We start from the raw sequence: 21456 nt of genomic DNA, 5'->3' as shown, positions 1-21456 counted from the left end.
GTCACGCGGCGGTCTGCTCCTCGGCCGGCAGCCGCGTGATGTCCCGGACGGCCGCGCGTCCGGCCCGGTTGGCGCCCACGGTGCTGGCCGAGGGGCCGTAACCGACGAGGTGGACACGCGGATCGGCCACCGCCCGGGTGCCCTCGACCCGGATCCCGCCGCCCGGCTCCCGCAGCCGCAGCGGGGTGAGGTGGTCGAGCGCGGCCCGGAACCCGGTCGCCCACAGGATGACGTCGGCGCCCACCTGCCGGCCGTCGTCCCATGCCACGCCCTCCGGGGTGATCCGGTCGAACATCGGCCGCCGGTCCAGCACCCCGTCCGCGAGGCCCCGCCGGATCGCGTCGTTGAGGGGCAGCCCGGTGACCGAGACCACACTGCGCGGCGGCAGCCCCTGGCGCACCCGCTCCTCCACCAGCGCGACCGCGGCGCGGCCCGCCTCCTGGTCGAACGGTCCCTCACGGAACACCGGAGGCCGTCGCGTGACCCAGGTAGTGGCAGCCGCGTAGGGGGTCAGCTCCAGCAGGTGCTGGGTGCCCGAAGCGCCGCCGCCCACCACCACGACCCGCCGCCCGGCGAACTCCTCCGGCCCCGCGTACTGCGCGGTGTGCAACTGCCGTCCGCGGAAGGTCTCCTGGCCGGGATAACGGGGCCAGAACGGCCGGTCCCAGGTGCCGGTCGCGTTGATCAGCGCCCGCGTGGACCAGTTCCCGTCCGAGGTCTCCACGAGTAGCCGGGTGCCGTCCCCCTGGCGGACCGTCCGTACGTCCACCGGCCGCCGTACCCGCAGGTCGAAGGCGCGCTCGTACCGGTCGAAGTACTCGGCGATCACCTCCGCCGACGGGCGCTCCGGATCGGCGTCCGTCAGCTCCATACCGGGCAGCGCGTGCATCCCGTGCACCTTGCCGTACGTCAGTGAGGGCCACCGGAACTGCCAGGCGCCGCCCGGCCCGGGGGAGTGGTCGAGGACCACGAAGTCGCGGTCTGGCACGAAGCCGGTGCGCCGCAGGTGGTAGGCGCTGGACAGCCCGGCCTGACCGGCGCCGATGACGACGACCTCGACCTCACGCGTTTCGTTCACGCTTCTACCAACAGGGCGGAGGGTGCGGATCTTCCGGGGCACTCGGTTTGTGCGAACGGGCGCACCACGGAGGATCCCCGGGTGAACGGCGGCTCCCGATCGGCCGGGAGGCTGCACGGGTGACGGACTCAGGGGAAGAGCCCCCCGGTATCCGCCGAGGGGCTTTCCCGCGCTCGCCCGACGTCCGGCGGAGGGCCGGACGTGAGGACTACGGGGTCGTGAGGACTACGGGGTCGTGAGGACTACGAGGTGGGGACTGGTGTCACCCCGTCGTCCGCTCCGGCTGGTGCGCCTCTCCTCAGCAGAGTCTCGGCGGCGTAGGCGCCGGGGCCCAGGCAGGCGATGAGAAGGAACGTCCAGCAGAACATGACGGCCGGCTCACCTCCGTTGTCGATCGGGAACAGTGCGTTCGGCTGATGAACGCTGAAGTAGGCGTAGGCCATGGATCCGGAGCAGACGACGGCCGCCGTCCGCGTGAACAGGCCGAGGGTCACCAGGCCCCCGCCCACCAGCTCGATGAGCGCGGCCCACCATCCGGGCCACTGCAGGGCGGGTACGGTGCCGCCGCCGTGGGCTCCGCCCAGGACGCCGAACAGGGACGCCGCGCCGTGGCAGGCGAACAGGAACCCGGTCACCAGGCGGAATGCTGCCTGCACGACCGGACGCACGGTGCGTAACGTGGGCGTCGACGAGAAGTTCATGGGGGTTACTCCTCAGGTCCGCGAAGCCTGGCGGCGGTCAGGATTCGGTCATGAGCATGACATCCCACATCTAGCTCGGGACGCGGGAGAGCGCCAGACGCCGGAAGCTCTGAACTTCCTCTGAGGCATGTCCCTTGCGCCGTCGGCTCGGCCGTCGTGCGGGTCCTGCCCGAGTCGACGCAGGGGAGCGGTGGACTCCTGTGTCGAGCTCATGCCGGAGCAGGGGGTTGGCCGTGAGGGTGCGGGGGGCGAGTTCCAGGCGGTGGCCGTGGATGTCGCGCAGGACCAGGTGGGAGGAGATGCCGTCGTACTGCCGTACCGCCGTCAGTTCGTCGGTGGCTGCGCCCGGGGTGACGGACCGGGGCCGCGCGGGCCGCTTTGCGCCGCCGCTACTGGGCATCCGTGCCCGCGCGGCTGCGTCTTCTGCGCGCGACCTCGGTCCTGCTCGCCACCGCCCTCGCCGCGCTCCTGCTCGCGGCCGGACCGGCCATGAACGGCACCTGGAACGGCGTGGCCGACCGCGACGCCCCCCCGCACCACCGGCGCCGCCGACCTCGACCTGGCCCTGAACGACATGGACGCCCAGGCCGCCAACATGCTGCTGTCCAGCGGCGATGCGGGGAAGGGGCGCCTGCGGACGCCCCATACGAAGGCGGTCGGCTTCTACGGCGACGCCCGGACCGCCGATCGGAGCGGCCCGGCGGCCGGTACGGATCAGCGGCCGTAAGAGACCCGTCAAAGGTGACGGGGCCGCCGTAAGAGGGCCGTCAACGGGCGACCAGAACAGGCCACAGACGCGCTTTCCTCGAACACGTCCGATTCAACCGAACCTCACTCCAGGAGTCAGCGATGGCCGATCTGGCCTTCGTCGTCACCGTGCTCGCGGGTTTCGCGCTGGTGGCCCTCGTCGCCAAGGGGGTGACGAAGCTGTGACCGCCGAGAACATCGTCGGCCTGGTCGTGGCCGTCGCCCTGCTGGGCTATCTCGTCCTCGCCCTGATCTTCCCGGAGAGGTTCTGAGCCACCACATGGGTCCCGTACTCGCAGGCGTGCTTCAGCTGCTCGCCCTGATAGGCGCGCTGGCGCTCGTCCATGTCCCCGTCGGCACCTACATGGCCCGGGTCTACTCCTCCAAGAAGCACCTTCGGGTGGAGAAGTGGATCTACAAGGCCATCGGTGCCGACCCCGACGCCGAGATGACCTGGCCCGCGTATCTGCGCGGTGTGCTGGCCTTCTCCGCCGTCGGCGTCCTCTTCCTCTACCTGCTGCAGCGGCTGCAGGGCGTACTGCCCGGCTCGCTGCACTTCTCCTCGGTCAACCCGGCGCAGTCGTTCAACACGGCCGTGTCGTTCGTGACCAACACCAACTGGCAGTCGTACTACGGCGAACAGACCATGGGGCACGTCGTGCAGACCGCCGGTCTGGCCGTGCAGAACTTCGTCTCCGCCGCGGTCGGCATCGCCGTCGCCGTGGCACTGGTACGGGGTTTCGCGCGCTCTCGCACCGGTGAGCTGGGCAACTTCTGGTCCGACCTGGTGCGCGGCACCCTGCGGATCCTGGTGCCGACGGCCGTCGTCGCCGCGGTGATCCTCGTGGCCTGCGGGGCGATCCAGAACTTCTCCGGGATCCACGCGGTCGGCCGGTTCATGGGCGGCTCGCAGCAGTGGAACGGTGGCGCGGTCGCCTCGCAGGAGGCGATCAAGGAGATCGGCACCAACGGCGGTGGCTACTTCAACGCCAACTCCGCCCACCCCTTCGAGAACCCCACCCCGTTCACCAACCTCTTCGAGATCTTCCTGATCCTGGTGATCCCGTTCTCGCTGACCCGCACCTTCGGCGTGCTGGTCGGCAGCGTGAAGCAGGGCTACGCGATCCTCGCCACGATGTTCACCATCTGGCTGGGCTTCACCGCCCTGATGATGTGGACCGAGTTCGCCCACCACGGTCCGGCGCTGCAGGCGGCGGGCGGTGCGATGGAGGGCAAGGAGGTCCGCTTCGGCGTCGGCGGTTCGTCGATCTTCGCGGTGGCGACCACGCTGACCTCGACCGGTGCGGTGGACTCCTTCCACTCCTCCTTCACCGGCCTCGGCGGCGGCGTCACCATGCTGAGCATGATGCTGGGCGAGATCGCGCCGGGCGGCACCGGCTCCGGCCTCTACGGCATCCTGATCATGGCCGTGATCGCGGTGTTCATCGCGGGTCTGATGGTCGGCCGTACGCCCGAGTACCTGGGCAAGAAGATCGGCGGCCGGGAGATGAAGCTCGCCGCCTGCTACATCCTGATCACCCCCGCCCTGGTGCTGGTCTTCGCCGCGGCCTCCATGGCGCTGCCGACCCCGCCGCATTCCATGCTCAACTCCGGAGCGCACGGGTTCTCCGAGGTGCTGTACGCCTTCACCTCCGCGGCGAACAACAACGGGTCGGCCTTCGCCGGCCTGAACGCGAACACCGACTGGTACAACACCATGACCGGACTCGCGATGCTGCTCGGCCGCTTCCTGCCCATGGTCTTCGTCCTGGCCCTGGCCGGCTCCCTCGCCGAGCAGAAGCCGGTCCCGGTCACCGCGGGCACCCTGCGCACCGAGAAGCCGCTGTTCACCGGCCTGCTGGTCGGCGCGATCCTGATCATCACCGGTCTGACCTACTTCCCGGCCCTCGCGCTGGGTCCGCTGGCCGAGGGGCTGGCGTCATGACCACCCGAACGGAAAACCACGAGGACTCCATGTCCACTCCCACCCTTGCGCCGCATCAGGACGCGCCGATCGGGCACACCGCCGCCGAGGGCCGTGTCGGAGCGGGTCTCTTCGACCCCAAGGCGCTGCTCAAGTCACTGCCGGAGGCGTTCCGCAAGCTCGACCCGCGGGTGATGGTCAAGTCCCCCGTGATGTTCGTGGTGTGGATCGGCTCGGTCCTGACCACGGTGTTCTCCTTCCAGCACCCGGGTGACTGGTTCGGCTGGACCATCAGCGCCTGGCTGTGGCTGACCGTGATCTTCGCCAACCTGGCGGAGGCGGTCGCCGAGGGCCGCGGCAAGGCCCAGGCCGACACCCTGCGCAAGGCCAAGACCGACACGATCGCCCGCCGTCTGGTGGGAGACACCGAAGAGCAGGTCCCCGGCACCGCGCTGACCATCAACGACCTGGTGGTCTGCGAGGCCGGCGACATCATCCCCGGCGACGGCGACGTCGTCGAGGGGGTCGCGTCCGTGGACGAGTCGGCGATCACCGGCGAGTCCGCCCCGGTCATCCGCGAGTCCGGTGGTGACCGCAGCGCCGTCACCGGCGGTACGAAGGTGCTGTCCGACCGCATCGTCATCAAGATCACGACGAAGCCCGGTGAGACCTTCATCGACCGGATGATCAGCCTGGTCGAGGGCGCGGCCCGGCAGAAGACGCCGAACGAGATCGCGCTGAACATCCTGCTCGCCTCGCTGACCATCGTCTTCCTGCTGGCCTGCGCCACCCTGCCGCCGCTCGCGGACCACGCGGGCACCCACCTGACCATGGTCGTGCTGGTCGCCCTGCTGGTCTGCCTGATCCCGACCACCATCGGCGCCCTGCTCTCGGCCATCGGCATCGCGGGCATGGACCGCCTGGTGCAGCGCAACGTGCTGGCGATGTCGGGGCGTGCGGTCGAGGCCGCCGGTGACGTCTCCACCCTGCTGCTGGACAAGACCGGCACCATCACCCTCGGCAACCGGCAGGCCGCCGAGTTCCTGCCGGTGCGCGGTACCACCGAGGCCGAGGTCGCCGACGCCGCCCAGCTGTCCTCGCTGGCCGACGAGACCCCCGAGGGCCGCTCCGTCGTCGTCCTGGCGAAGGAGAAGTACGGGCTGCGCGAACGCCACCAGGGCGAACTGGCGCACGCCGAGTGGATCGAGTTCACCGCCCAGACCCGCATGTCCGGCGTCGACGTCGACGGCCGCAAGATCCGCAAGGGCGCCACCGCCTCCGTCATCGCCTGGGTCGAGGCACAGGGCGGCGAGGTCGCCGCGGACGCCCAGGCGTTGACCGACCGCATCTCCGAGGCCGGAGGCACACCGCTGCTGGTCGCGATCGAGGACGTCGACGGCGCCCGGGTGCTCGGTGTCATCCACCTGAAGGACGTCGTCAAGGAGGGCATGCGGGAGCGGTTCGAGGAGCTGCGCCGCATGGGCATCAAGACCGTCATGATCACGGGTGACAACCCGCTGACCGCGAAGGCGATCGCCGAGGAGGCGGGCGTCGACGACTTCCTCGCCGAGGCCACCCCCGAGGACAAGATGGCCCTCATCAAGCGGGAGCAGGCCGGCGGCAAGCTGGTCGCGATGACCGGTGACGGCACCAACGACGCGCCCGCCCTCGCCCAGGCCGACGTCGGCGTGGCGATGAACACCGGCACGTCGGCCGCCAAGGAGGCCGGCAACATGGTCGACCTCGACTCCAACCCGACCAAGCTCATCGAGATCGTCGAGATCGGCAAGCAACTCCTCATCACACGAGGCGCGTTGACGACGTTCTCCATCGCCAACGACGTCGCGAAGTACTTCGCGATCATCCCGGCGCTGTTCGCGGCGGTCTACCCGGGCCTGGACAAGCTGAACATCATGCACCTGTCCTCGCCCGACTCCGCGATCCTGTCGGCCGTCGTCTTCAACGCCCTGATCATCATCGCGCTGGTGCCGCTGTCCCTGAAGGGCGTGCGCTACCGGCCGATGAGCGCGGACAGGATGCTGCGGCGCAACCTCGGCATCTACGGCATCGGCGGCCTCATCGCGCCCTTCATCGGCATCAAGATCATCGACATGCTCATCTCCCTCATCCCCGGAATCGGCTGATCGCCATGAACAACTCCTTTGTGAACACGGCCCGGTTGCTGGGGGCGGGTATGCGGGCGCTGCTCGTGCTGACCCTGGTGACGGGCGTCATCTACCCGCTGGTCGTCACCGGCATCGCCCAGGGGCTGTTCAGCGACAAGGCGAACGGCTCCGAGATCAAGGCGGACGGCAGGGTCGTCGGCTCGTCCCTGATCGGGCAGTCGTACAACCTGCCGCTGAAGAAGGGCCGGACGGCCCCGGAGCCGGACCTGAAGTGGTTCCAGGGCCGCCCGCAGAACGGCCTCGGCGCCAACAGCGTCAACACGCAGTACAAGCTGATCCTGTCCGGCGCCACCAACCTGGCCGCCGACAGCGGTGCGGTGAACGGCACGTGCCCGGCCAAGCCCGACGACGGCACGCTCTGCGCCCAGGTGCTCGCCGCCAAGGCCGCCGTCGTCAAAGACAATTCGGTCCCCGGCTACACGGTGACGCCTTCCCAGGTGCCCGCCGACGCCGTGACCTCCTCCGGCTCCGGCCTGGACCCGGCCATCTCCCCGGCCTACGCCGAACTCCAGGTCCACCGGGTCGCCGCTGAGAACGGTCTGTCCGTCGCGCAGGTCGAGAAGCTGGTCGAGGACCACACCCAGGGCCGCTCGCTCGGCTTCATCGGCGAGCCGCGGGTCGACGTCCTGCAGCTCAACATCGCACTCAAGGACCTCACAGCGAAGCGATGACGGTCTTACGCGATACACGACGGAGCCGGCGGTCCGGGTGGCATCCCGGTTCCGCCGGCTCCCGCCGCCATGACGCCGGTCGCCCCGCTCGTGGCGGCCACGGCCCGACGTACGACAGGAGAGGCGCACAGCCATGACCCGGGTGCTCGTCGTGGAGGACGACCCGCAGCTCGTACGGGCCCTCGTCACAACCTGCAGACACGTCACCACGGCGTGGACGCGGCCCCCGACGGTGCCACCGCCCTGCGGCCGGCCGCCGCACGGCAGCACTCGGCGGTGTCCCCGAGGACGGCGTGGAACTCGACATCCCCGAGACGCTGCCCATGGCCCACGTCGACCGGGGACCGCTGGAACGGGCCGTCGCGAACGTCGTCGAGAACGCCGTCAAGTACAACCCGCCGGGGGAGAGGGTGCTGGTGTCCGCGAGTGCCCTCGGCGACCGGGTCGAGCTGCGGGTCGTGGACCGCGGACCCGGGATCCCGGACGAGGCCAAGGACCGCGTCTTCGAACCGTTCCAGCGGTACGGCGACTCGCCCCGCGGGGTCGGCGGCGGCCTCGGCCTCGCGTTCGCCCGCGGCTTCGCCGAGACCGTCGGCGGCACCCTGCGCGCCGAGGACACGCCGGGCGGCGGCCTCACGATGGTGCTCGCGGTGCCCACGGCACCGGAGCGCGGGCGGCCGGGGCGGCGGCCGGACCTGCCCGCGGCCGCGACCTCCTGAGACCGTCAGGCGTCGGGCGGCGCGGTCTCGAACTCCCGCTCCAGGTGGCCGGTGTCCAGGCGCAGCCGCAGGGCGTTGCGGCGGTGCACGGCCGCCAGCGTCGCCTGCAGCGGGGAGGGCGGCACCGCGAGGACGGGGCAGCCGGCGTGGGCGAGGCAGTAGCGGCTGACCGACGGTCGCAGCACCCGGTGCAGCCGGCCCCGGCCACCGGCGCCGACGAGCAGCATGTCGTCGTCCCGGTCGGCGGTCCGTACCAGTGCCGGTCCGGGGGCGCCCCGGACGACGAGCGCCTGACCGGGCAGCCCGGTACCGGTGCTGCCGAACACGTCCCGCAGCGCTCCCACCAGCCGTTCCCGCGCCAGCCGCTCCCATTCCGGCACCATGGAGGCCGCGGCCGGGAACCTCCGGGCGGCGAGATCTCCCTCCGGCGCCTGCCACGTCAGGACCGGCCACAGCTCGGCTCCCCGGTGCCGGGCCTCGTCAGCGGCCCGGCCCAGGGCGGTGAGACTCCCCGGCGAGCCGCTCACCCCGACCACGACACGGGCGGTCGGGGGCGTGCGGGTCTCGGACATCGTTTCCGCCTTCTGCACTCGCCGACCGAAGTGTCCCCGGTCGGCGATCCTTCTCAGAACCGCTCCATCTCACCTCCGTCCCGAGGCCTTCGAACAGCCCGCACGCCCGTTCTTGGCGCCCTTCTGACGGCGGTTTCCCCGCCCCGCCACCAGGGCTGTCAGCATCCCGTCAAGGTCGGCCGGACCTTCGTCAGCGTCCCGTCAGGACCGGTCCGGGAACCGGGGGTCCGGGGCATAACGTCGACAGCGAGCCCCGGTCCGCCTCCCCGCGTCCCGGGTCTGCCAGATCCCACGCTCACGGCCTTTACGGAGGCATCCCATGGCACAACTCCCCTACGGCGAAGACCCCGAGCCCTCCGATCGACTCCCGGCCGGACCCCTGTACGTCCCCGTCCGGCCGGGCCCCTCCGGATGCGCGGCCCGCCTCTTCCGCACCCCGCTCGGCGAACGCACCGCCGTCGGCTTCACCTCCGAGCACCGGCTGACCGCCACCCTCGGCGCCGGCCAGGCGTGGATCCGCCTCGCCGAACCCGCCCTGCGCGCACTGACCGCACCGCTGGGCGTCACCGTGCTCACGGTCGACCCGCAGCTCACCGCCCCGGCCGCCAGGCCGATGCCCGCACCGGCACGCGTCTTCGCGCTGCGGACCGCCTGAGAGGGGACACCACGATGACCACGGTTCACGAGCCCGCCACCGCCGTCACGGCCGCCGACCTGTCGGTCTGGCCGGCCTCCACCACCGAGCCCCGCCAGGGCCGCCTCGCCGTGGGCGGCGTACCGCTCGCCGATCTCGCCGACCGCTTCGGCACCCCCGTCTACGTCCTGGACGAGGCCGAGGTCCGCGACCGCTGCCGCACCTACCACGACGCCTTCCCCGACGCCGAAGTCCTCTACGCCGCCAAGGCGTTCCTGTGCCGGGCCATGGCCCACTGGATCGACGAGGAGGGCCTCGGCCTCGACGTCTGCTCCGCCGGAGAACTCGAACTCGCCGTCACCACCGGCTTCCCGCCCGAGCGGATCGTCCTCCACGGCAACGCCAAGTCGCCGCGCGACCTGGACACCGCCCTGCGACTCGGCGTCGGACGCATCGTCATCGACAGCCCCGCCGAGATCGCGCGGCTCGCCGCCGCCGTCGGACCGGACGGCCACCAGAAGGTGATGGTCCGGGTGATCCCCGGAATCAGCGCGGGCGGTCACGACAAGATCCGCACCGGCACCGAGGACCAGAAGTTCGGGCTGTCCACCGCCGACGGCTACGCCCAGCACGCCATCGCCCGCATCCTCGACCAGCCGCAGCTCGAACTGACCGGACTGCACTGCCACCTGGGCTCACAGATCACCACCGTCAAGCCGTACCTGGTCGCGGTACGCCGCACGGTCGGCCTGATGAGCCGTCTGTACGAGCAGCACGGCCTGGTCCTGCCCGAACTCGACCTCGGCGGCGGCCACGGCATCGCCTACCGCCCCGGCGAGCCCGCCCTCGACCTGACCGCTCTCGCCCGCAAGGTCCGCACCGAACTCGACGCCGCCTGCGCCGCGGCCGGACTCCCCGTGCCCCGCCTCGTCATCGAACCGGGCCGGGCGATCGTCGGCCCGGCCGGCGTCGCCCTCTACCGTGTCCTGTCCGTGAAGCACACCGGAGACACCGTGTTCGTGGCCGTGGACGGCGGCATGAGCGACAACCCCCGCCCGGCGCTCTACGGAGTCCGCTACGCACCCCGCCTGATCGGCCGGGCCGGTACGGCCCACCGCACGCGGGTGACCGTGGTGGGCCGGCACTGCGAGGCCGGCGACGTCCTCGCCGCGGACGTGGACCTTCCCGCCGACGTCCACCCCGGCGACCTGCTCGCCGTACCCGTGGCCGGCGCCTATCACCTGTCCATGGCCTCCGGCTACAACCTCGTCGGCCGCCCGCCCGTGGCCGCCGTACGCGACGGGCACGCCCGCCTCCTCGTCCGCCGGGAATCCCTGGAGGACATCCGCCGCCGCGACGTGGGCCTGTGATCCACCCGCACTCCTGAGCTCCCGGGCGGGCCGGTCCTCCCTCCCTCGCCGACCGACCCGCCCGGGCCGTACCGGGAGGCGCACGACCGCAGCGGAGGCACACCGTGCCGGGGTCCGTGCGGACGATCGCCGACCGGTGCCTACACCTCGATGTGCGAGCCCATGATGACCGTGCGGTCACCGGGCAGGCCGAAGTACTCGGCGGCGTCCGCGGTGATGTACGAGGTGGCGATGAACAGTCGCTTGCGCCAGGGTGCCATCGTCGGTGCCTTGCCCCGCCGGAGATCGATCTTCGACAGGAAGTAGGACGCCTGGTCGAGCCGCAACGGCCCCTCGGTCCGAGCCGGTTCGAGCAGGGCCACGGTGCTGGGCACGTCCGGGGTCTCCATGTAGCCGAACCGGGCGGTGACATGGATGATCCCGTCGTCGGCGTAGCCGAGGTCATCGACGACGAGCCGCCGGTCGGCCGGGACGCGGGGCACCGGCTCGGTCTCCAGGGAAAGAATCACGACCTGGTCGTGCCGCACGTGGTTGTGCTCGACGTTGGCCCGCATGGCCAGGGGCGTGGTCTGCTTGCCCCGGTTGAGGAAGACGGCCGTGCCGGGAACCCGCAGCGTCTGCACCTCGCCACTGCGGAGGCGGTCGACGAACTCGGGCAGCGGACCCTCCTCGCGTACGCGTGCGGCGGTGACGAGTTCGCGGCCGCGTTGCCAGGTGGTCATGACGGTGAACGCGGTCAGGCCGATCAGCAGCGGCAGCCACGCGCCGTGGAGGAGCTTCGTCACGTTGGCCGCCACGAACAGCAGGTCCACGAAGAGCAGCACGGTCGCACCGACGACGGTCAGCCACTTCGGCGTGCCCCACTTGGCACGGGCGACGCAGAAGAACAGCAGGGTGGTGATGGTGATGGTGCCGGTGACCGCCATGCCGAACGCGAAGGCCAGCGCCGTGGAGCTGCGGAAGGCGAAGACCAGGGTGAGGACCGAGACCATCAGCAGCCAGTTGATCCAGGGGACGTAGATCTGTCCGATCGTGGACTCGGAGGTGTGCGCGATCCGCAGCCGCGGCAGATAGCCGAGCTGGGCGGCCTGGGAGGTGACCGAGTACGCACCGGTGATCACCGCCTGCGAGGCGATCACCGTGGCAGCCGTCGCCAGCAGGACCATCGGCCACCTGCCCCAGTCCGGCACGAGCAGGAAGAAGGGGCTGCTGATGTTGCGGGGATCGGCCAGGATCAGTGCGCCCTGGCCGAAGTAGCTCAGCACGCACGCCGGGAGGACGAGGAACATCCAGCCGCGCGTGATGGCCCGGCGGCCGAAGTGCCCCATGTCCGCGTAGAGCGCTTCCGCGCCGGTGACCGAGAGCACCACCGCGGCCAGGGCGAAGAAGGCGGTGCCGAAGTGACCGGTCAGGAAACCCAGGGCGTACGACGGCGACAGCGCCTTGAGGATGGTCGGATGGCCGACGATGCCGGCCACACCGCACGCCCCGATGGCCACGAACCAGGCGACCATGACCGGCCCGAACATCCGGCCCACCGCCGCGGTTCCCCTGCGCTGCACGAGGAACAGCAGGACGATGATCACCGCGGTGATCGGGACGACCGCGCTTTCCAGGGACGGCTGGACGACCTTGAGTCCCTCGACGGCGGAGAGCACCGAGATCGCCGGAGTGATCATGCTGTCGCCGAAGAACAGCGAAGCGCCGAAGACGCCCAGCGCCGCGAGGACGGCCGTGGCCCGCCGGCCACGCCGCGAGCCCCACCGCCGTACGAGGGTGATCAGCGCCATGATGCCGCCCTCGCCGTCGTTGTCGGCGCGCATCGCCAGCAGTACGTAGGTGACCGTCACGATGATCATCACTGACCAGAACACGAGCGACACCACGCCGTACACGTTCTGCGTGCCGACCGGGACGGGGTGCGGGTCGCTCGGGTTGAACACGGTCTGGAGGGTGTAGATCGGGCTGGTCCCGATGTCACCGAAGACGACGCCGAGAGCACCGACGACCAGCGCGAGACGCACGGTGCCGTGTGCGCTCGGACCACGGTCCCCGGGTGGCAGGGCTGGGGATCCGCCGCCGGACGGGGCCCCGTGCCGGGGATCGGCCATGGCATCCTTCTTCGCTCGGGCCACTGCGCTGCAGGTCGGATGACTTACGGCGCGACCATACCGATCACTCGCCCGACCGTCCGCAGCGCGCGCCGGAGAGTTCCGCATGAGTGGCCCGGGCGGGCGTCGCCGCCTTCGTGGGCCGCGCCACCGGGTGTGAAACCGGGCGCAGGGGTCAGGATGGGGGCATGTCAGATGCCTTCACCACCCGCATGCTGCACGTCTCCACCGGATCCCGGGAACGGGTCGTCGACCTCACCGGTGACTGCGAGGAGTTCCTGCGTGAGGCCGCGGCCGGCCGGGACGGACTGCTCAACGTCTTCGTCCCGCACGCCACCGCCGGGATCGCCGTCATCGAAACCGGCGCCGGCAGCGACGACGACCTCCTCGCCGCCCTGCACACCCTGCTCCCCGCCGACGACCGCTGGCAGCACCGGCACGGCAGCCCGGGCCACGGCCGCGACCACGTCCTGCCGGCCGTCGTCCCGCCGCACGCCACCCTGCCCGTGATCGGCGGACGCCTGGAACTGGGCACCTGGCAGTCGGTGTGCCTGGTGGACACCAACAAGGACAACCCCGAACGCAAGGTCCGGCTGAGCTTCCTCGGCTGATGCATGTGCCCACGACCAAGTGATCGGAAAGGACTGCCTCCAAGATGGCAGACGCCCTCCCGCTCTTCGGAGAAGTGCGCGTACTCCGGGCCTCCGACGGACCCGATCGGGAGGGCAGGCTCGGAGGCATCCTCGGCATCACCGAGCCGCAGGAACGCCTGCCCAAGGAGCCGACCCGCCGCACGGAGGCACTCCCCGGTGCGAAATACTCTCCCGATGGGTTCACGCACTTCCCCGGTCAGCCGGCCGGTCACGATACGGAGGGCCGTCGCGCGGGATGCCAAACGGCTCACGCGGCTCGTGCGCGGCTCAGGCGCCTACGAGGGAAAGTACGCATCCGCAGTCGCGGGCTACCGGGTCGGTCCTGATTACATCGAGGCCCACCGCACCTTTGTGGCCGTCGGCGCCGACGAGCACGCAGGCCGGGTCCTCGGGTTCTACTCGCTCGTCCTCGCGCCACCGGAGCTCGACCTGCTGTTCGTCGCCGACGAAGTGCAAGGACGGGGTATCGGACGGATGCTCGTCGCGCACATGCAGTCCGAGGCCCGTGCCGCCGGGATCGACCGTCTCAAGGTCGTGTCGCACCTTCCCGCCGAGGACTTCTACCACCGCGTCGGTGCGGTGCGCACCGGGACCGCCTTGGCGAACCCGCCCGCCGTGCCGTGGGACCGTCCCGAATTCGAGTTTCGGATTTCTTCGGGATGACGCGGTGTGCCGCAGGAGCCACCGGACGGGCCCTGTGTTAATATCGCTCTTTTGCGTGCTACCTGCCGGGCCTTCCTCGGTACGTTCACTTGCGGAAGGCTGTTCATGAAGCACCCCAATGACTCCGGCATCGCTCACAGCAGCCCCGCCCAGCCAGGGGCGACGACCCCGGCGCTGCCCCCGGCCGTCTCCTTCGCCGGTCTGGAACTGCCGGCGGAGGTGCTGCGGACACTGAGCGGACTCGGGGTGCGCGAACCCTTTCCGATCCAGGCCGCCACACTGCCCGATGCCCTGCAGGGGCGCGACATCCTGGGACGCGGGCGCACCGGATCGGGCAAGACGCTCGCCTTCGGCCTGCCGCTGCTGACACGTACGGCCGGGCGGCGCGCCGAACCGAAGCAGCCCCTGGCTCTGATCCTTGTGCCCACCCGGGAGCTGGCCCAACAGGTCACCCAGGCGCTGGCGCCGTACGCCGAGGCACTGCGGCTGCGGACGGCCACGGTCGTCGGTGGCATGTCGATCGGTCGGCAGGTCGCCGCGCTGCGCCAGGGGGCCGAGGTGGTCGTCGCCACCCCCGGACGCCTGCACGACCTGATCGAGCGCAACGCCTGCCGCCTGGGACGGGTGAGAATCACCGTGCTGGACGAGGCCGACCAGATGTGCGACTTGGGATTCCTGCCGCAGGTCGCCGACGTGCTCGACCAGGTGCACCCCGACGGTCAGCGGATGCTCTTCTCGGCCACGCTCGACCGTGACGTCGATCAGCTGGTCCGCCGCTACCTCCACGACCCCGTCGTCCACTCGGTCGACCCGGCCGTGGGCACGGCCACGACGATGGAGCACCACGTTCTGGTCGTCCACGGTCCTGACCGCTACGCCGTCGCCACGGAGATCGCCGCCCGCGACGGCCGCGTACTGCTGTTCCTCGACACCAAGCACGCCGTCGACCAGCTCACCCGGCATCTGCGGGCCAGCGGGGTGCACGCCGGAGCCCTGCACAGCGGTAAGTCCCAGCCACAGCGCACACGGACCCTGGCGCAGTTCAAGAACGGCCAGATCACCGTTCTGGTGGCGACCAATGTCGCGGCCCGCGGCCTGCACGTCGACGACCTCGATCTCGTGGTCAACGTCGACCCGCCCACCGACGCCAAGGACTATGTGCACCGGGCGGGCCGCACCGCCCGCGCCGGTGAGTCCGGCAGCGTGGTCACGCTCGTGCTGGCGGCCCAGCGCCGTGAGACGAGCCGCATGATGGCCGGGGCCGGCATCGAGCCGACCGTCACCAAGGTGCGCTCGGGCGAGGCGGAACTGACCCGGATCACCGGCGCCAAGGCTCCCTCCGGGATCCCGCTCGACGGGGGGCCCGCCGTCCCCCGGCCCAAGAACACCAACGCTCCCTTCCGCGGTCTCGGCACCAGCAAGGACACCTCCCGCGGTGCCGGCGGCACGTCCCGAAAGGCGGCCGAGGCCCGCAAGCTCGCCGAGGCCCGCAGGGCCGCCCTCGTGCGTCGCAACGGCTGAGAGCCGTTGTCCCGGCAGCCTGGATGGCGTCGCCGGCGCCTCGCACCGCGCCCAGCATGACAAGCTGTGCCTGCCCACCCCCGAACCCAGGAGGTCACCATGACAGCAGAGCCCTTGTCTACCGAAGGTTCGGAGCCTGCTGCCCCCGAGACGCCCCCTCTGCAGCCGGACGGCGACGGCAACTACGACCTCAAGCGCAAGTTCCGCGAAGCCCTGGCGCGCAAGCGCGGTGCGCAGGCGGACGCCGCTGACACTGCCGCCAAGTCCGATGCGTCGAAAGTGCGTTCGGCGCACGGCCCGGCTGCGAGCCAGCGGTCGTTCAGGCGCAAGAGCGGCGGCTGAGTCGGTGAGTCCCGAGATCTGACGGCTTCACCGGCACTCGCGCCATCCTCCGCGGCGGGTGATGGTAGACCTGGTGATCCCGTGGCGGTCCGGTCGGTGGCCGGGCCGCCCCTCACCGTCCCGAGGTGCCCATGGATCCCCGTACACGACCGGCGCGCTGGCTGGTCCGCCGCCGTGAGCGCCCCCAGGCACCGGTGAACGTCTACGTCTTCGCGCACGCGGGCGGCTCCAGCGCCGAATACCTGGTGTGGGCGGAAGAACTGACGGAAGTGCAGCTGTGGGGCGTACAGTTGCCCGGCCGCTCCACGCGCCGCGCGGAGCCCGCGCACACCGCGATCGGCCCCCTCGTCGCCGACCTGGTCTCCCAGTCCGCGTTCACCGTGCCCTATGTGCTGCTCGGCCACAGCTTCGGCGGCCTCGTGGCGTACGAGACGACGAGGGCGCTGCGCCGCGAGGGACGCGATCTGCCCGAGCATCTGATCCTGTCCTCCTGCCCCGCCCCGCACACCTTCGGCACCGGCGGACCGGCCGGGTCGCTGCACACCCTCTCCGACGAGGAACTGATCACGGCGGCCGAGGCGCGCTGGGGTCCGCTGCCCGAGCAGGTGCACGCCGACGCGCGGCTGCGCCGACTGGTCCTCGGCCCGCTCCGCGCCGACATCAGCGTCTTCGAGACGTACGTCCACGAGCCGGAGCCCCCGCTGGACGTTCCGGCGACACTGCTGTGCGGCACCGGGGAGCAGGACCGCCTCGCCGTCGAGAGCGCGGGCTGGGCCCGGCACCTGGACCGCATCACCCGTCGGCTGGCCCTGCCCGGCGGTCACTTCTACTTCCGCGAGGACCGCGCACCCCTCCTCGACGTCATCCGGGCGGTGGCCGGGGAGGCCGGGGCCGCGCGGCGGCACGCGACCGCCTGACGGAACCCCGCGCCGGACTACCAGGCGTCCTCGTCCAGCGTCATGAGGACGCGGTCCTCGCGGTCGGCGATCTCCCGCTGGGCGGCGACCAGCGGGAGCACCTCCTGGGCGAAGAACGCGGCCGTCGCCACCTTCCCCTGGTAGAAGGAGCGTCGGGCCCCCCGTGCCCCGCCCGTGGGGCCGGCCAGGCGCTCGGCCGCCACTTTTGCCTGGCGCAGCAGCAGCCAGGCCACCAGGACGTCGCCCGCCGCCATCAGCAGCCGGGTCGTACCGCGCCCCACCTGATAGATGGCCGAAGGGTCCTCAGGGACGCGAGGAGGTGCCCCCCGAGCCCGGTCGCCATGGCCTGCAGGTGGACCGCGGAACGGCCGAGCAGCGCGTGCGCGTCGGCGAGTTCGCCGCTCTCCGGCGCGTCCGCTGCGGTCTTCTCCACCTCGGTGAGGAGGGCGGTGAGCGCCCCGCCCTGATCCCTCGCGATCTTGCGGAAGAACAGGTCCATGCCCTGTATCGCGGTGGTGCCCTCGTACAGCGTGTCGATCCGGGTGTCGCGGATGTACTGCTCCAGGGGGAAGTCCTTCGTGTACCCCGAACCGCCGAGGATCTGAAGGGCGTGCCCCAACTGCTCGTAGGCCTTCTCGGAGCCGTAGCCCTTGACGATCGGGAGGAGCAGGTCGTTGAGGGCGTGCGCCGCGTCGTCGCGGGTGCCCGCCGCCTCCGCCTCGGCGATCCGGTCCTGCACGGTGGCCGTGTGCAGGACGAGGGCGCGCAGCCCCTCGGCGTACGCCTTCTGCAGGAGCAACGAGCGGCGCACCTCGGGGTGGCGCAGGATGGGCACCCGGGGAGCCGACTTGTCCGCGAGAGCGGTCAGATCGCTTCCCTGGGTGCGGACCTTGGCGTACTCCAGGGCGTTGAGGTAGCCGGTGGAGAGCGTCGCCATCGACTTGGTGCCGATGATCATCCGGGCCTGTTCGATGATGTGGAACATCTGCCGGATGCCGTCGTGCCGCTCGCCGAGCAGCACTCCGACCGCGGGGCTCTCGGCGCCGAAGGTGAGCTCGCAGGTGGCGGAGGCCCTCAGGCCCATCTTGTCCTCCAGCGACGTGGCGAACACACCGTTGCGCTCGCCGAGTTCCCCGGTCTCCCAGTCGGCCACGCGGTACTTGGGGACCAGGAAGAGGGAGAGCCCCTTGGTGCCGGGGCCGTGTCCCTCGGGGCGGGCCAGGACGAAGTGCAGGATGTTCTCGCACAGATCGTGCTCGCCCGAGGTGATGAACCGCTTCACGCCCTCGATGTGCCAGCTGCCGTCCGCCTGCCGGACGGCCCTGGTCCGGCAGGCGCCCACGTCACTGCCCGCCTCCGGTTCGGTGAGGACCATCGTCGCGCCCCACGCCCGCCCGACGAGCAGCCGGGCCAGCCCGCGCTGCTCCTGTGTGCCGAGGCGGTCGAGCACGCTCGCGAAGCCGGCGGTCGCCTGGTACATGTACAGGGCCGGGTCGGCCCCCAGCACCAGCTCGGCGACGGCCCAGCGCAGCGACGGCGGCACACCCGCGCCGCCGAGCGACTCGGGCAGGTCGATCAGGTGCCACCCGGACTCCGTCCAGCGGGCGTACGCCTCCTTGAAGGAAGCCGGCAGCGTCACCGTGCGCTTCCCGGGGTCGTACAGCGGCGGGGTGCGGTCCGCCTCGACGGCGGCGTCCGCGAGCTCGTGGACGGCCAGGCGCTCGACCTCGCCCAGGAGATCGCGGGCGGTTTCGGGCGTGGTGCCCGCGAAGGCGCCGCGGCCGTACGCCTCCGCGCGGCCGAGGACCTCGAAGAGGTTGAACTCCACGTCCCTGAGATGCGACTTGTAGTGGCTCATCGCCGGTTGTCTCCTCGCGGGTCTTCCGGACAGGGGCGGATCGGGCGGATCGGGTCCGGCGAAGCCGGTGCCCTCACCGCCCCGTGCCCGTCAGGCGAACGTCACCCGCGCCACGGGCGCGAGCCGGCCGTCGTCGAGCAGCGCGCGGCAGCGGAACCGCTGGATCTTCCCGCTGGGCGTCTTCGGGAGCACTCCTCGCGCCAGGAACAGGCACTCCGCGAGCGCGACCCCCGCCTTCTCCAGGGCCAGCGAGGCGGCTTCCTCGGCGATCGGCCGGAAGTCCTTCGGGTTGCCCTGGGGCTCCACCATGAGCACGAGCCGGGAGATGCCCGAGTCGCCCGCGTCGACGACGGCGGCGCAGCCCTTGCGGACGTTCTTCAGGGAGTCGACCGCCGACTCGATCTCGGCGGCGTAGACCTTCCGGCCGCCCACCGAGAGCATGTCGTCGACCCGCCCGAGGACGTACAGCTCGTCGTCGCGCACGAAGCCGAGGTCGCCGGTGTGCAGCCAGCCGTCCTGGAACCGCGCGGCGGTGCGCCCGGGGTCCCCGTAGTAGCCCTCGGCCAGACTCGGTGACGACACCTGGATCTCCGAGATGCCGCCGCCGCTCCCCGCCCGGACCGACACCCCGGGCAGCGTCACGCCGTTGGAGACCAGCCGGACCGCCTTCGGATGGTCGGGCTCGACCTCGACCACCGAGCCCTCGACGAGCGCGGGACCGTCGAAGCGGAGCGCCTTGGGCGCCTGGGCCCAGGGCTTCCCGGTCACCGCGAGCGTCGCCTCGGCCATGCCGTAGGCGGGCTGGAACGCGGTGTCGGACAGACCGAACGGCCGGAACTTCTCCGTCGCCGCCGCCAGCGTGTCCCAGTCGACGCGCTCGGCCCCGATCACGGCCGCCCGCAGCTTCAGCTCCTTGGGCAGCGTCCCGCGGCCCTGCGCCCGCGCCGCGAGGTACACGGCGGTGCTCGTGCCCGCCGTCATGGTCGCCCCGTACTCCGACATGTCCCGGAACCAGGTACGCGGCGCCATCCCGAACCGGTCGGGCGACGACAGCACGAAGTCGAAGTCGTACGCCCACGAGTACAGCAGACAGCCGAACATGCCCATGTCGTGCGAGAGCGGCAGCCAGGAGGCGACCGTGTCGGCGCCGGGGCGGCCGCCGGTCAGGTGCAGGATGATCTCCAGCTGCTGCTCGATGGCGCGGGTGGTCAGCGCGCAGCCCTTGGGGGTACTGGTGGACCCGGACGAGTACTGGATGAAGGCCACGTCGTTCCGGCCCGGCGGGCTCGGTTCGATGCGTCCCCCGCCGCGCAGCGCCGCCCAGCCGCGGACCGGCAGCTCCTTGCCGACCTCCGCGGGGACCATGGCGGTCAGCCAGTCGTCGACCAGGAGCAGCGTCGGGTCCAGCCGCGCGGAGAGCGCCACCAGCTGTTCGCCGTACGCCTCCTGGCTCTGGCCGCGGGTCGGCAGCGGCAGCGAGGCCACCGCGCCGCCGGCCAGCCAGATCGCCAGCAGGCCGCGGACGGCGTCGGGTGTGTTGGTGAGGATGGCGGCGACCCGGGTGCCCGGCCCGACGCCGAGGGTGCGGAGCTCGGTGGCCATGCCGTGAGCGTCCCTGACGACGTCGCGCCAGGGGGTGTGCTCGAACTCGTCGCCCGTCCACTCGTGCAGCACGCCGTGCGAAGCCCCGTTGGTCAGGGCGCGGAAGAACTCCATGTACGTGATCCCCGTCTACTCGTCTGCTCGTCCGGCGGGCCGGGCTATTCCACGTCCACCAGCGAGGTGCCGGCCTCACGGGCCTCGCGGCGGCGCTCCGCCATGGGCGCGATGTTCTGCTGGGTCTCCAGGAGTTCCCGCTTGTCCAGGGAGGCCGCCTGGACGCGGCTGACGCCTGCCTCGCGCATCTCCATGCGTTCGGGGTCGATGCGCACGACCTTCCAGGCGAGGTGGGTCTTCTCCAGGCTCCAGATGAGGATCGCGGAGAGGTCGATCTCGTACCACTTCATGCCGTGGCGGGCGGAGCGCGGGAAGGCGTGGTGGTTGTTGTGCCAGGCCTCGCCGAACGAAGGGATGGCGAGCCAGGCGACGTTGCGTGACTGGTCGGTGGTCTCGTAGCGGCGGCGGCCGAAGACGTGGCCGACGGAGTTGACCGCGTAGGTCATGTGATTGATCAGGAAGATGCGGACCAAGCCGCCCCACAGCATGCCGGTCAGGCCGGCCTGCCAGGCGCCGCCGGTGATGGCGTAGGCGATGAGGCCGGGCAGCACGACGCTGGAGGCGGTCACCAGGACGAGGTTCTCGCTCAGCCAGCGCAGCGGCTTCTCGCGCACCAGATCCGGGCAGTAGCGCATCGGTTCGGAGCTGAGGTCGACGTCGAAGAGCCAGCCCAGATGGGCGTGCCAGAGACCGGCCATCGTGCCCTTGAAGCCCGGCTCGAAGTCCAGGTGGGGGCTGTGCGGGTCACCGGGCTTGTCGGCGACGCGGTGGTGCTTGCGGTGGTGTGCCGCCCAGATCAGCGGCGGACCCTGCCCGGCCATCACCCCGGCGGTGGCCAGGGCGACGCGGATGGGCTTGTACGTCTCGAACGAGCGGTGGGTGAGCATCCGGTGGTAACCGGCCGAGATACCGAAGCCGGAGACCGCGTACATGATGATCAGGACCACCACGTCCGACCAGCTGAAGATCTCGTTCCAGAGCAGGGCCATGGCGCCGAACACCGCGACCAGCGGTATCAGCGACGCCCCGAGGATGAACCACCGGTGCTTTCTGCCGTCCATTTACCTGTGCCT

General features: G+C 71.2%; 17 protein-coding genes and 2 pseudogenes. 12 read left to right on the top strand and 7 right to left on the bottom strand.

The genetic code is table 11. From position 1 onward, the window contains the following. Position 1: 1 nt before the first annotated feature. A complete protein-coding gene (locus tag AB0N17_RS33970) occupies positions 2–1078 on the bottom strand; it encodes an NAD(P)-binding domain-containing protein (protein WP_366015454.1) in 1077 nt (358 codons plus the stop codon). Between the two features lie 242 nt (positions 1079–1320). Beyond that, a complete protein-coding gene (locus AB0N17_RS33965) occupies positions 1321–1779 on the bottom strand; it encodes a DoxX family protein (protein WP_366015452.1) in 459 nt (152 codons plus the stop codon). Between the two features lie 929 nt (positions 1780–2708). Between AB0N17_RS33965 and kdpF the strand changes: the two genes are divergently transcribed. The 5 genes and pseudogenes from kdpF to AB0N17_RS33940 all read left to right on the top strand — a co-directional run. Then, the gene (gene kdpF, locus AB0N17_RS33960) at positions 2709–2798 is read left to right on the top strand and encodes a K(+)-transporting ATPase subunit F (RefSeq protein ID WP_016434100.1); all 90 of its coding nucleotides are present in this window, start codon (positions 2709–2711) and stop codon (positions 2796–2798) included. 8 nt (positions 2799–2806) lie between these two features. Continuing rightward, positions 2807–4471 (top strand): potassium-transporting ATPase subunit KdpA, encoded by a 1665-nt coding sequence (kdpA, locus tag AB0N17_RS33955; RefSeq protein WP_366015451.1) that lies wholly within the window; start codon positions 2807–2809, stop codon positions 4469–4471. Then, positions 4468–6594, top strand: coding sequence for a potassium-transporting ATPase subunit KdpB (gene kdpB / locus AB0N17_RS33950; RefSeq protein ID WP_366015450.1), 2127 nt, complete (start codon positions 4468–4470; stop codon positions 6592–6594). The genes kdpA and kdpB overlap by 4 nt, the downstream gene beginning before the upstream one ends. A 5-nt stretch (positions 6595–6599) precedes the next feature. Further along, the gene (locus AB0N17_RS33945) at positions 6600–7307 is read left to right on the top strand and encodes a potassium-transporting ATPase subunit C (protein ID WP_366015449.1); all 708 of its coding nucleotides are present in this window, start codon (positions 6600–6602) and stop codon (positions 7305–7307) included. Between the two features lie 266 nt (positions 7308–7573). Further along, positions 7574–8026 (top strand): annotated as a pseudogene (locus AB0N17_RS33940) (ATP-binding protein); the annotation flags it as partial. 5 nt (positions 8027–8031) lie between these two features. Here AB0N17_RS33940 and AB0N17_RS33935 read toward each other — a convergent pair. Continuing rightward, complete coding sequence (locus AB0N17_RS33935) at positions 8032–8598, bottom strand: universal stress protein (RefSeq protein ID WP_366015447.1); 567 nt, start codon at positions 8596–8598, stop codon at positions 8032–8034. Between the two features lie 319 nt (positions 8599–8917). Between AB0N17_RS33935 and AB0N17_RS33930 the strand changes: the two genes are divergently transcribed. Both AB0N17_RS33930 and lysA read left to right on the top strand, forming a co-directional pair. After that, entirely contained in the window at positions 8918–9253 is a 336-nt protein-coding gene (locus tag AB0N17_RS33930; RefSeq protein WP_366015446.1) for an SAV_915 family protein, read from the top strand. Between the two features lie 14 nt (positions 9254–9267). Beyond that, complete coding sequence (lysA, locus tag AB0N17_RS33925) at positions 9268–10602, top strand: diaminopimelate decarboxylase (protein ID WP_366015445.1); 1335 nt, start codon at positions 9268–9270, stop codon at positions 10600–10602. 140 nt (positions 10603–10742) lie between these two features. Here lysA and AB0N17_RS33920 read toward each other — a convergent pair whose 3' ends face one another. Next, the gene (locus AB0N17_RS33920; protein WP_366015444.1) at positions 10743–12713 is read right to left on the bottom strand and encodes a potassium transporter Kup; all 1971 of its coding nucleotides are present in this window, start codon (positions 12711–12713) and stop codon (positions 10743–10745) included. 188 nt (positions 12714–12901) lie between these two features. Between AB0N17_RS33920 and AB0N17_RS33915 the strand changes: the two genes are divergently transcribed. The 5 genes from AB0N17_RS33915 to AB0N17_RS33895 all read left to right on the top strand — a co-directional run bounded on the left by AB0N17_RS33915 (position 12902) and on the right by AB0N17_RS33895 (position 16809). Then, positions 12902–13324: a secondary thiamine-phosphate synthase enzyme YjbQ gene (locus AB0N17_RS33915; protein WP_366015443.1), complete on the top strand. Its 423-nt coding sequence runs from the start codon at positions 12902–12904 to the stop codon at positions 13322–13324. 216 nt (positions 13325–13540) lie between these two features. Then, positions 13541–14029, top strand: a complete 489-nt coding sequence (locus tag AB0N17_RS33910) for a GNAT family N-acetyltransferase (protein ID WP_366015442.1) — start codon at positions 13541–13543, stop codon at positions 14027–14029. Between the two features lie 105 nt (positions 14030–14134). After that, the gene (locus AB0N17_RS33905; protein ID WP_366015441.1) at positions 14135–15550 is read left to right on the top strand and encodes a DEAD/DEAH box helicase; all 1416 of its coding nucleotides are present in this window, start codon (positions 14135–14137) and stop codon (positions 15548–15550) included. A gap of 99 nt (positions 15551–15649) precedes the next feature. Continuing rightward, entirely contained in the window at positions 15650–15892 is a 243-nt protein-coding gene (locus AB0N17_RS33900; RefSeq protein ID WP_366015439.1) for a DUF5302 domain-containing protein, read from the top strand. A gap of 131 nt (positions 15893–16023) precedes the next feature. Then, positions 16024–16809 (top strand): alpha/beta fold hydrolase, encoded by a 786-nt coding sequence (locus AB0N17_RS33895; RefSeq protein WP_366015437.1) that lies wholly within the window; start codon positions 16024–16026, stop codon positions 16807–16809. Positions 16810–16826: 17 nt separating this feature from the next. On the opposite strand, the pseudogene AB0N17_RS33890 reads toward AB0N17_RS33895, so the two are convergent. The 3 genes and pseudogenes from AB0N17_RS33890 to AB0N17_RS33880 form a co-directional block, all read right to left on the bottom strand. Further along, a pseudogene (locus AB0N17_RS33890) lies at positions 16827–18667 on the bottom strand (acyl-CoA dehydrogenase). Between the two features lie 90 nt (positions 18668–18757). Continuing rightward, positions 18758–20383 (bottom strand): AMP-binding protein, encoded by a 1626-nt coding sequence (locus AB0N17_RS33885; protein WP_366015436.1) that lies wholly within the window; start codon positions 20381–20383, stop codon positions 18758–18760. Positions 20384–20427: 44 nt separating this feature from the next. After that, complete coding sequence (locus AB0N17_RS33880; RefSeq protein ID WP_366015435.1) at positions 20428–21444, bottom strand: acyl-CoA desaturase; 1017 nt, start codon at positions 21442–21444, stop codon at positions 20428–20430. Between the last annotated feature and the right edge of the window lie 12 nt (positions 21445–21456).

It is taken from the genome of Streptomyces sp. NPDC051133 (genome assembly GCF_040682635.1).
Taxonomy (GTDB): Bacteria; Actinomycetota; Actinomycetes; order Streptomycetales; family Streptomycetaceae; genus Streptomyces.
Note: the sequence above shows the minus strand (reverse complement) of the source record. Positions and strands in the feature narration are given on the sequence as shown.

What these genes read in the sequence shown, in the direction of transcription:
- AB0N17_RS33965 (WP_366015452.1), bottom strand. Translation starts at nt 1,779, where the DNA reads ATGAACTTCTCGTCGACGCCCACGTTACGCACCGTGCGTCCGGTCGTG.
- kdpA (WP_366015451.1), top strand. Translation starts at nt 2,807, where the DNA reads ATGGGTCCCGTACTCGCAGGCGTGCTTCAGCTGCTCGCCCTGATAGGC.
- kdpB (WP_366015450.1), top strand. Translation starts at nt 4,468, where the DNA reads ATGACCACCCGAACGGAAAACCACGAGGACTCCATGTCCACTCCCACC.
- AB0N17_RS33945 (WP_366015449.1), top strand. Translation starts at nt 6,600, where the DNA reads ATGAACAACTCCTTTGTGAACACGGCCCGGTTGCTGGGGGCGGGTATG.
- AB0N17_RS33935 (WP_366015447.1), bottom strand. Translation starts at nt 8,598, where the DNA reads ATGTCCGAGACCCGCACGCCCCCGACCGCCCGTGTCGTGGTCGGGGTG.
- AB0N17_RS33930 (WP_366015446.1), top strand. Translation starts at nt 8,918, where the DNA reads ATGGCACAACTCCCCTACGGCGAAGACCCCGAGCCCTCCGATCGACTC.
- lysA (WP_366015445.1), top strand. Translation starts at nt 9,268, where the DNA reads ATGACCACGGTTCACGAGCCCGCCACCGCCGTCACGGCCGCCGACCTG.
- AB0N17_RS33920 (WP_366015444.1), bottom strand. Translation starts at nt 12,713, where the DNA reads ATGGCCGATCCCCGGCACGGGGCCCCGTCCGGCGGCGGATCCCCAGCC.
- AB0N17_RS33915 (WP_366015443.1), top strand. Translation starts at nt 12,902, where the DNA reads ATGTCAGATGCCTTCACCACCCGCATGCTGCACGTCTCCACCGGATCC.
- AB0N17_RS33910 (WP_366015442.1), top strand. Translation starts at nt 13,541, where the DNA reads ATGGGTTCACGCACTTCCCCGGTCAGCCGGCCGGTCACGATACGGAGG.
- AB0N17_RS33905 (WP_366015441.1), top strand. Translation starts at nt 14,135, where the DNA reads ATGAAGCACCCCAATGACTCCGGCATCGCTCACAGCAGCCCCGCCCAG.
- AB0N17_RS33900 (WP_366015439.1), top strand. Translation starts at nt 15,650, where the DNA reads ATGACAGCAGAGCCCTTGTCTACCGAAGGTTCGGAGCCTGCTGCCCCC.
- AB0N17_RS33895 (WP_366015437.1), top strand. Translation starts at nt 16,024, where the DNA reads ATGGATCCCCGTACACGACCGGCGCGCTGGCTGGTCCGCCGCCGTGAG.
- AB0N17_RS33885 (WP_366015436.1), bottom strand. Translation starts at nt 20,383, where the DNA reads ATGGAGTTCTTCCGCGCCCTGACCAACGGGGCTTCGCACGGCGTGCTG.
- AB0N17_RS33880 (WP_366015435.1), bottom strand. Translation starts at nt 21,444, where the DNA reads ATGGACGGCAGAAAGCACCGGTGGTTCATCCTCGGGGCGTCGCTGATA.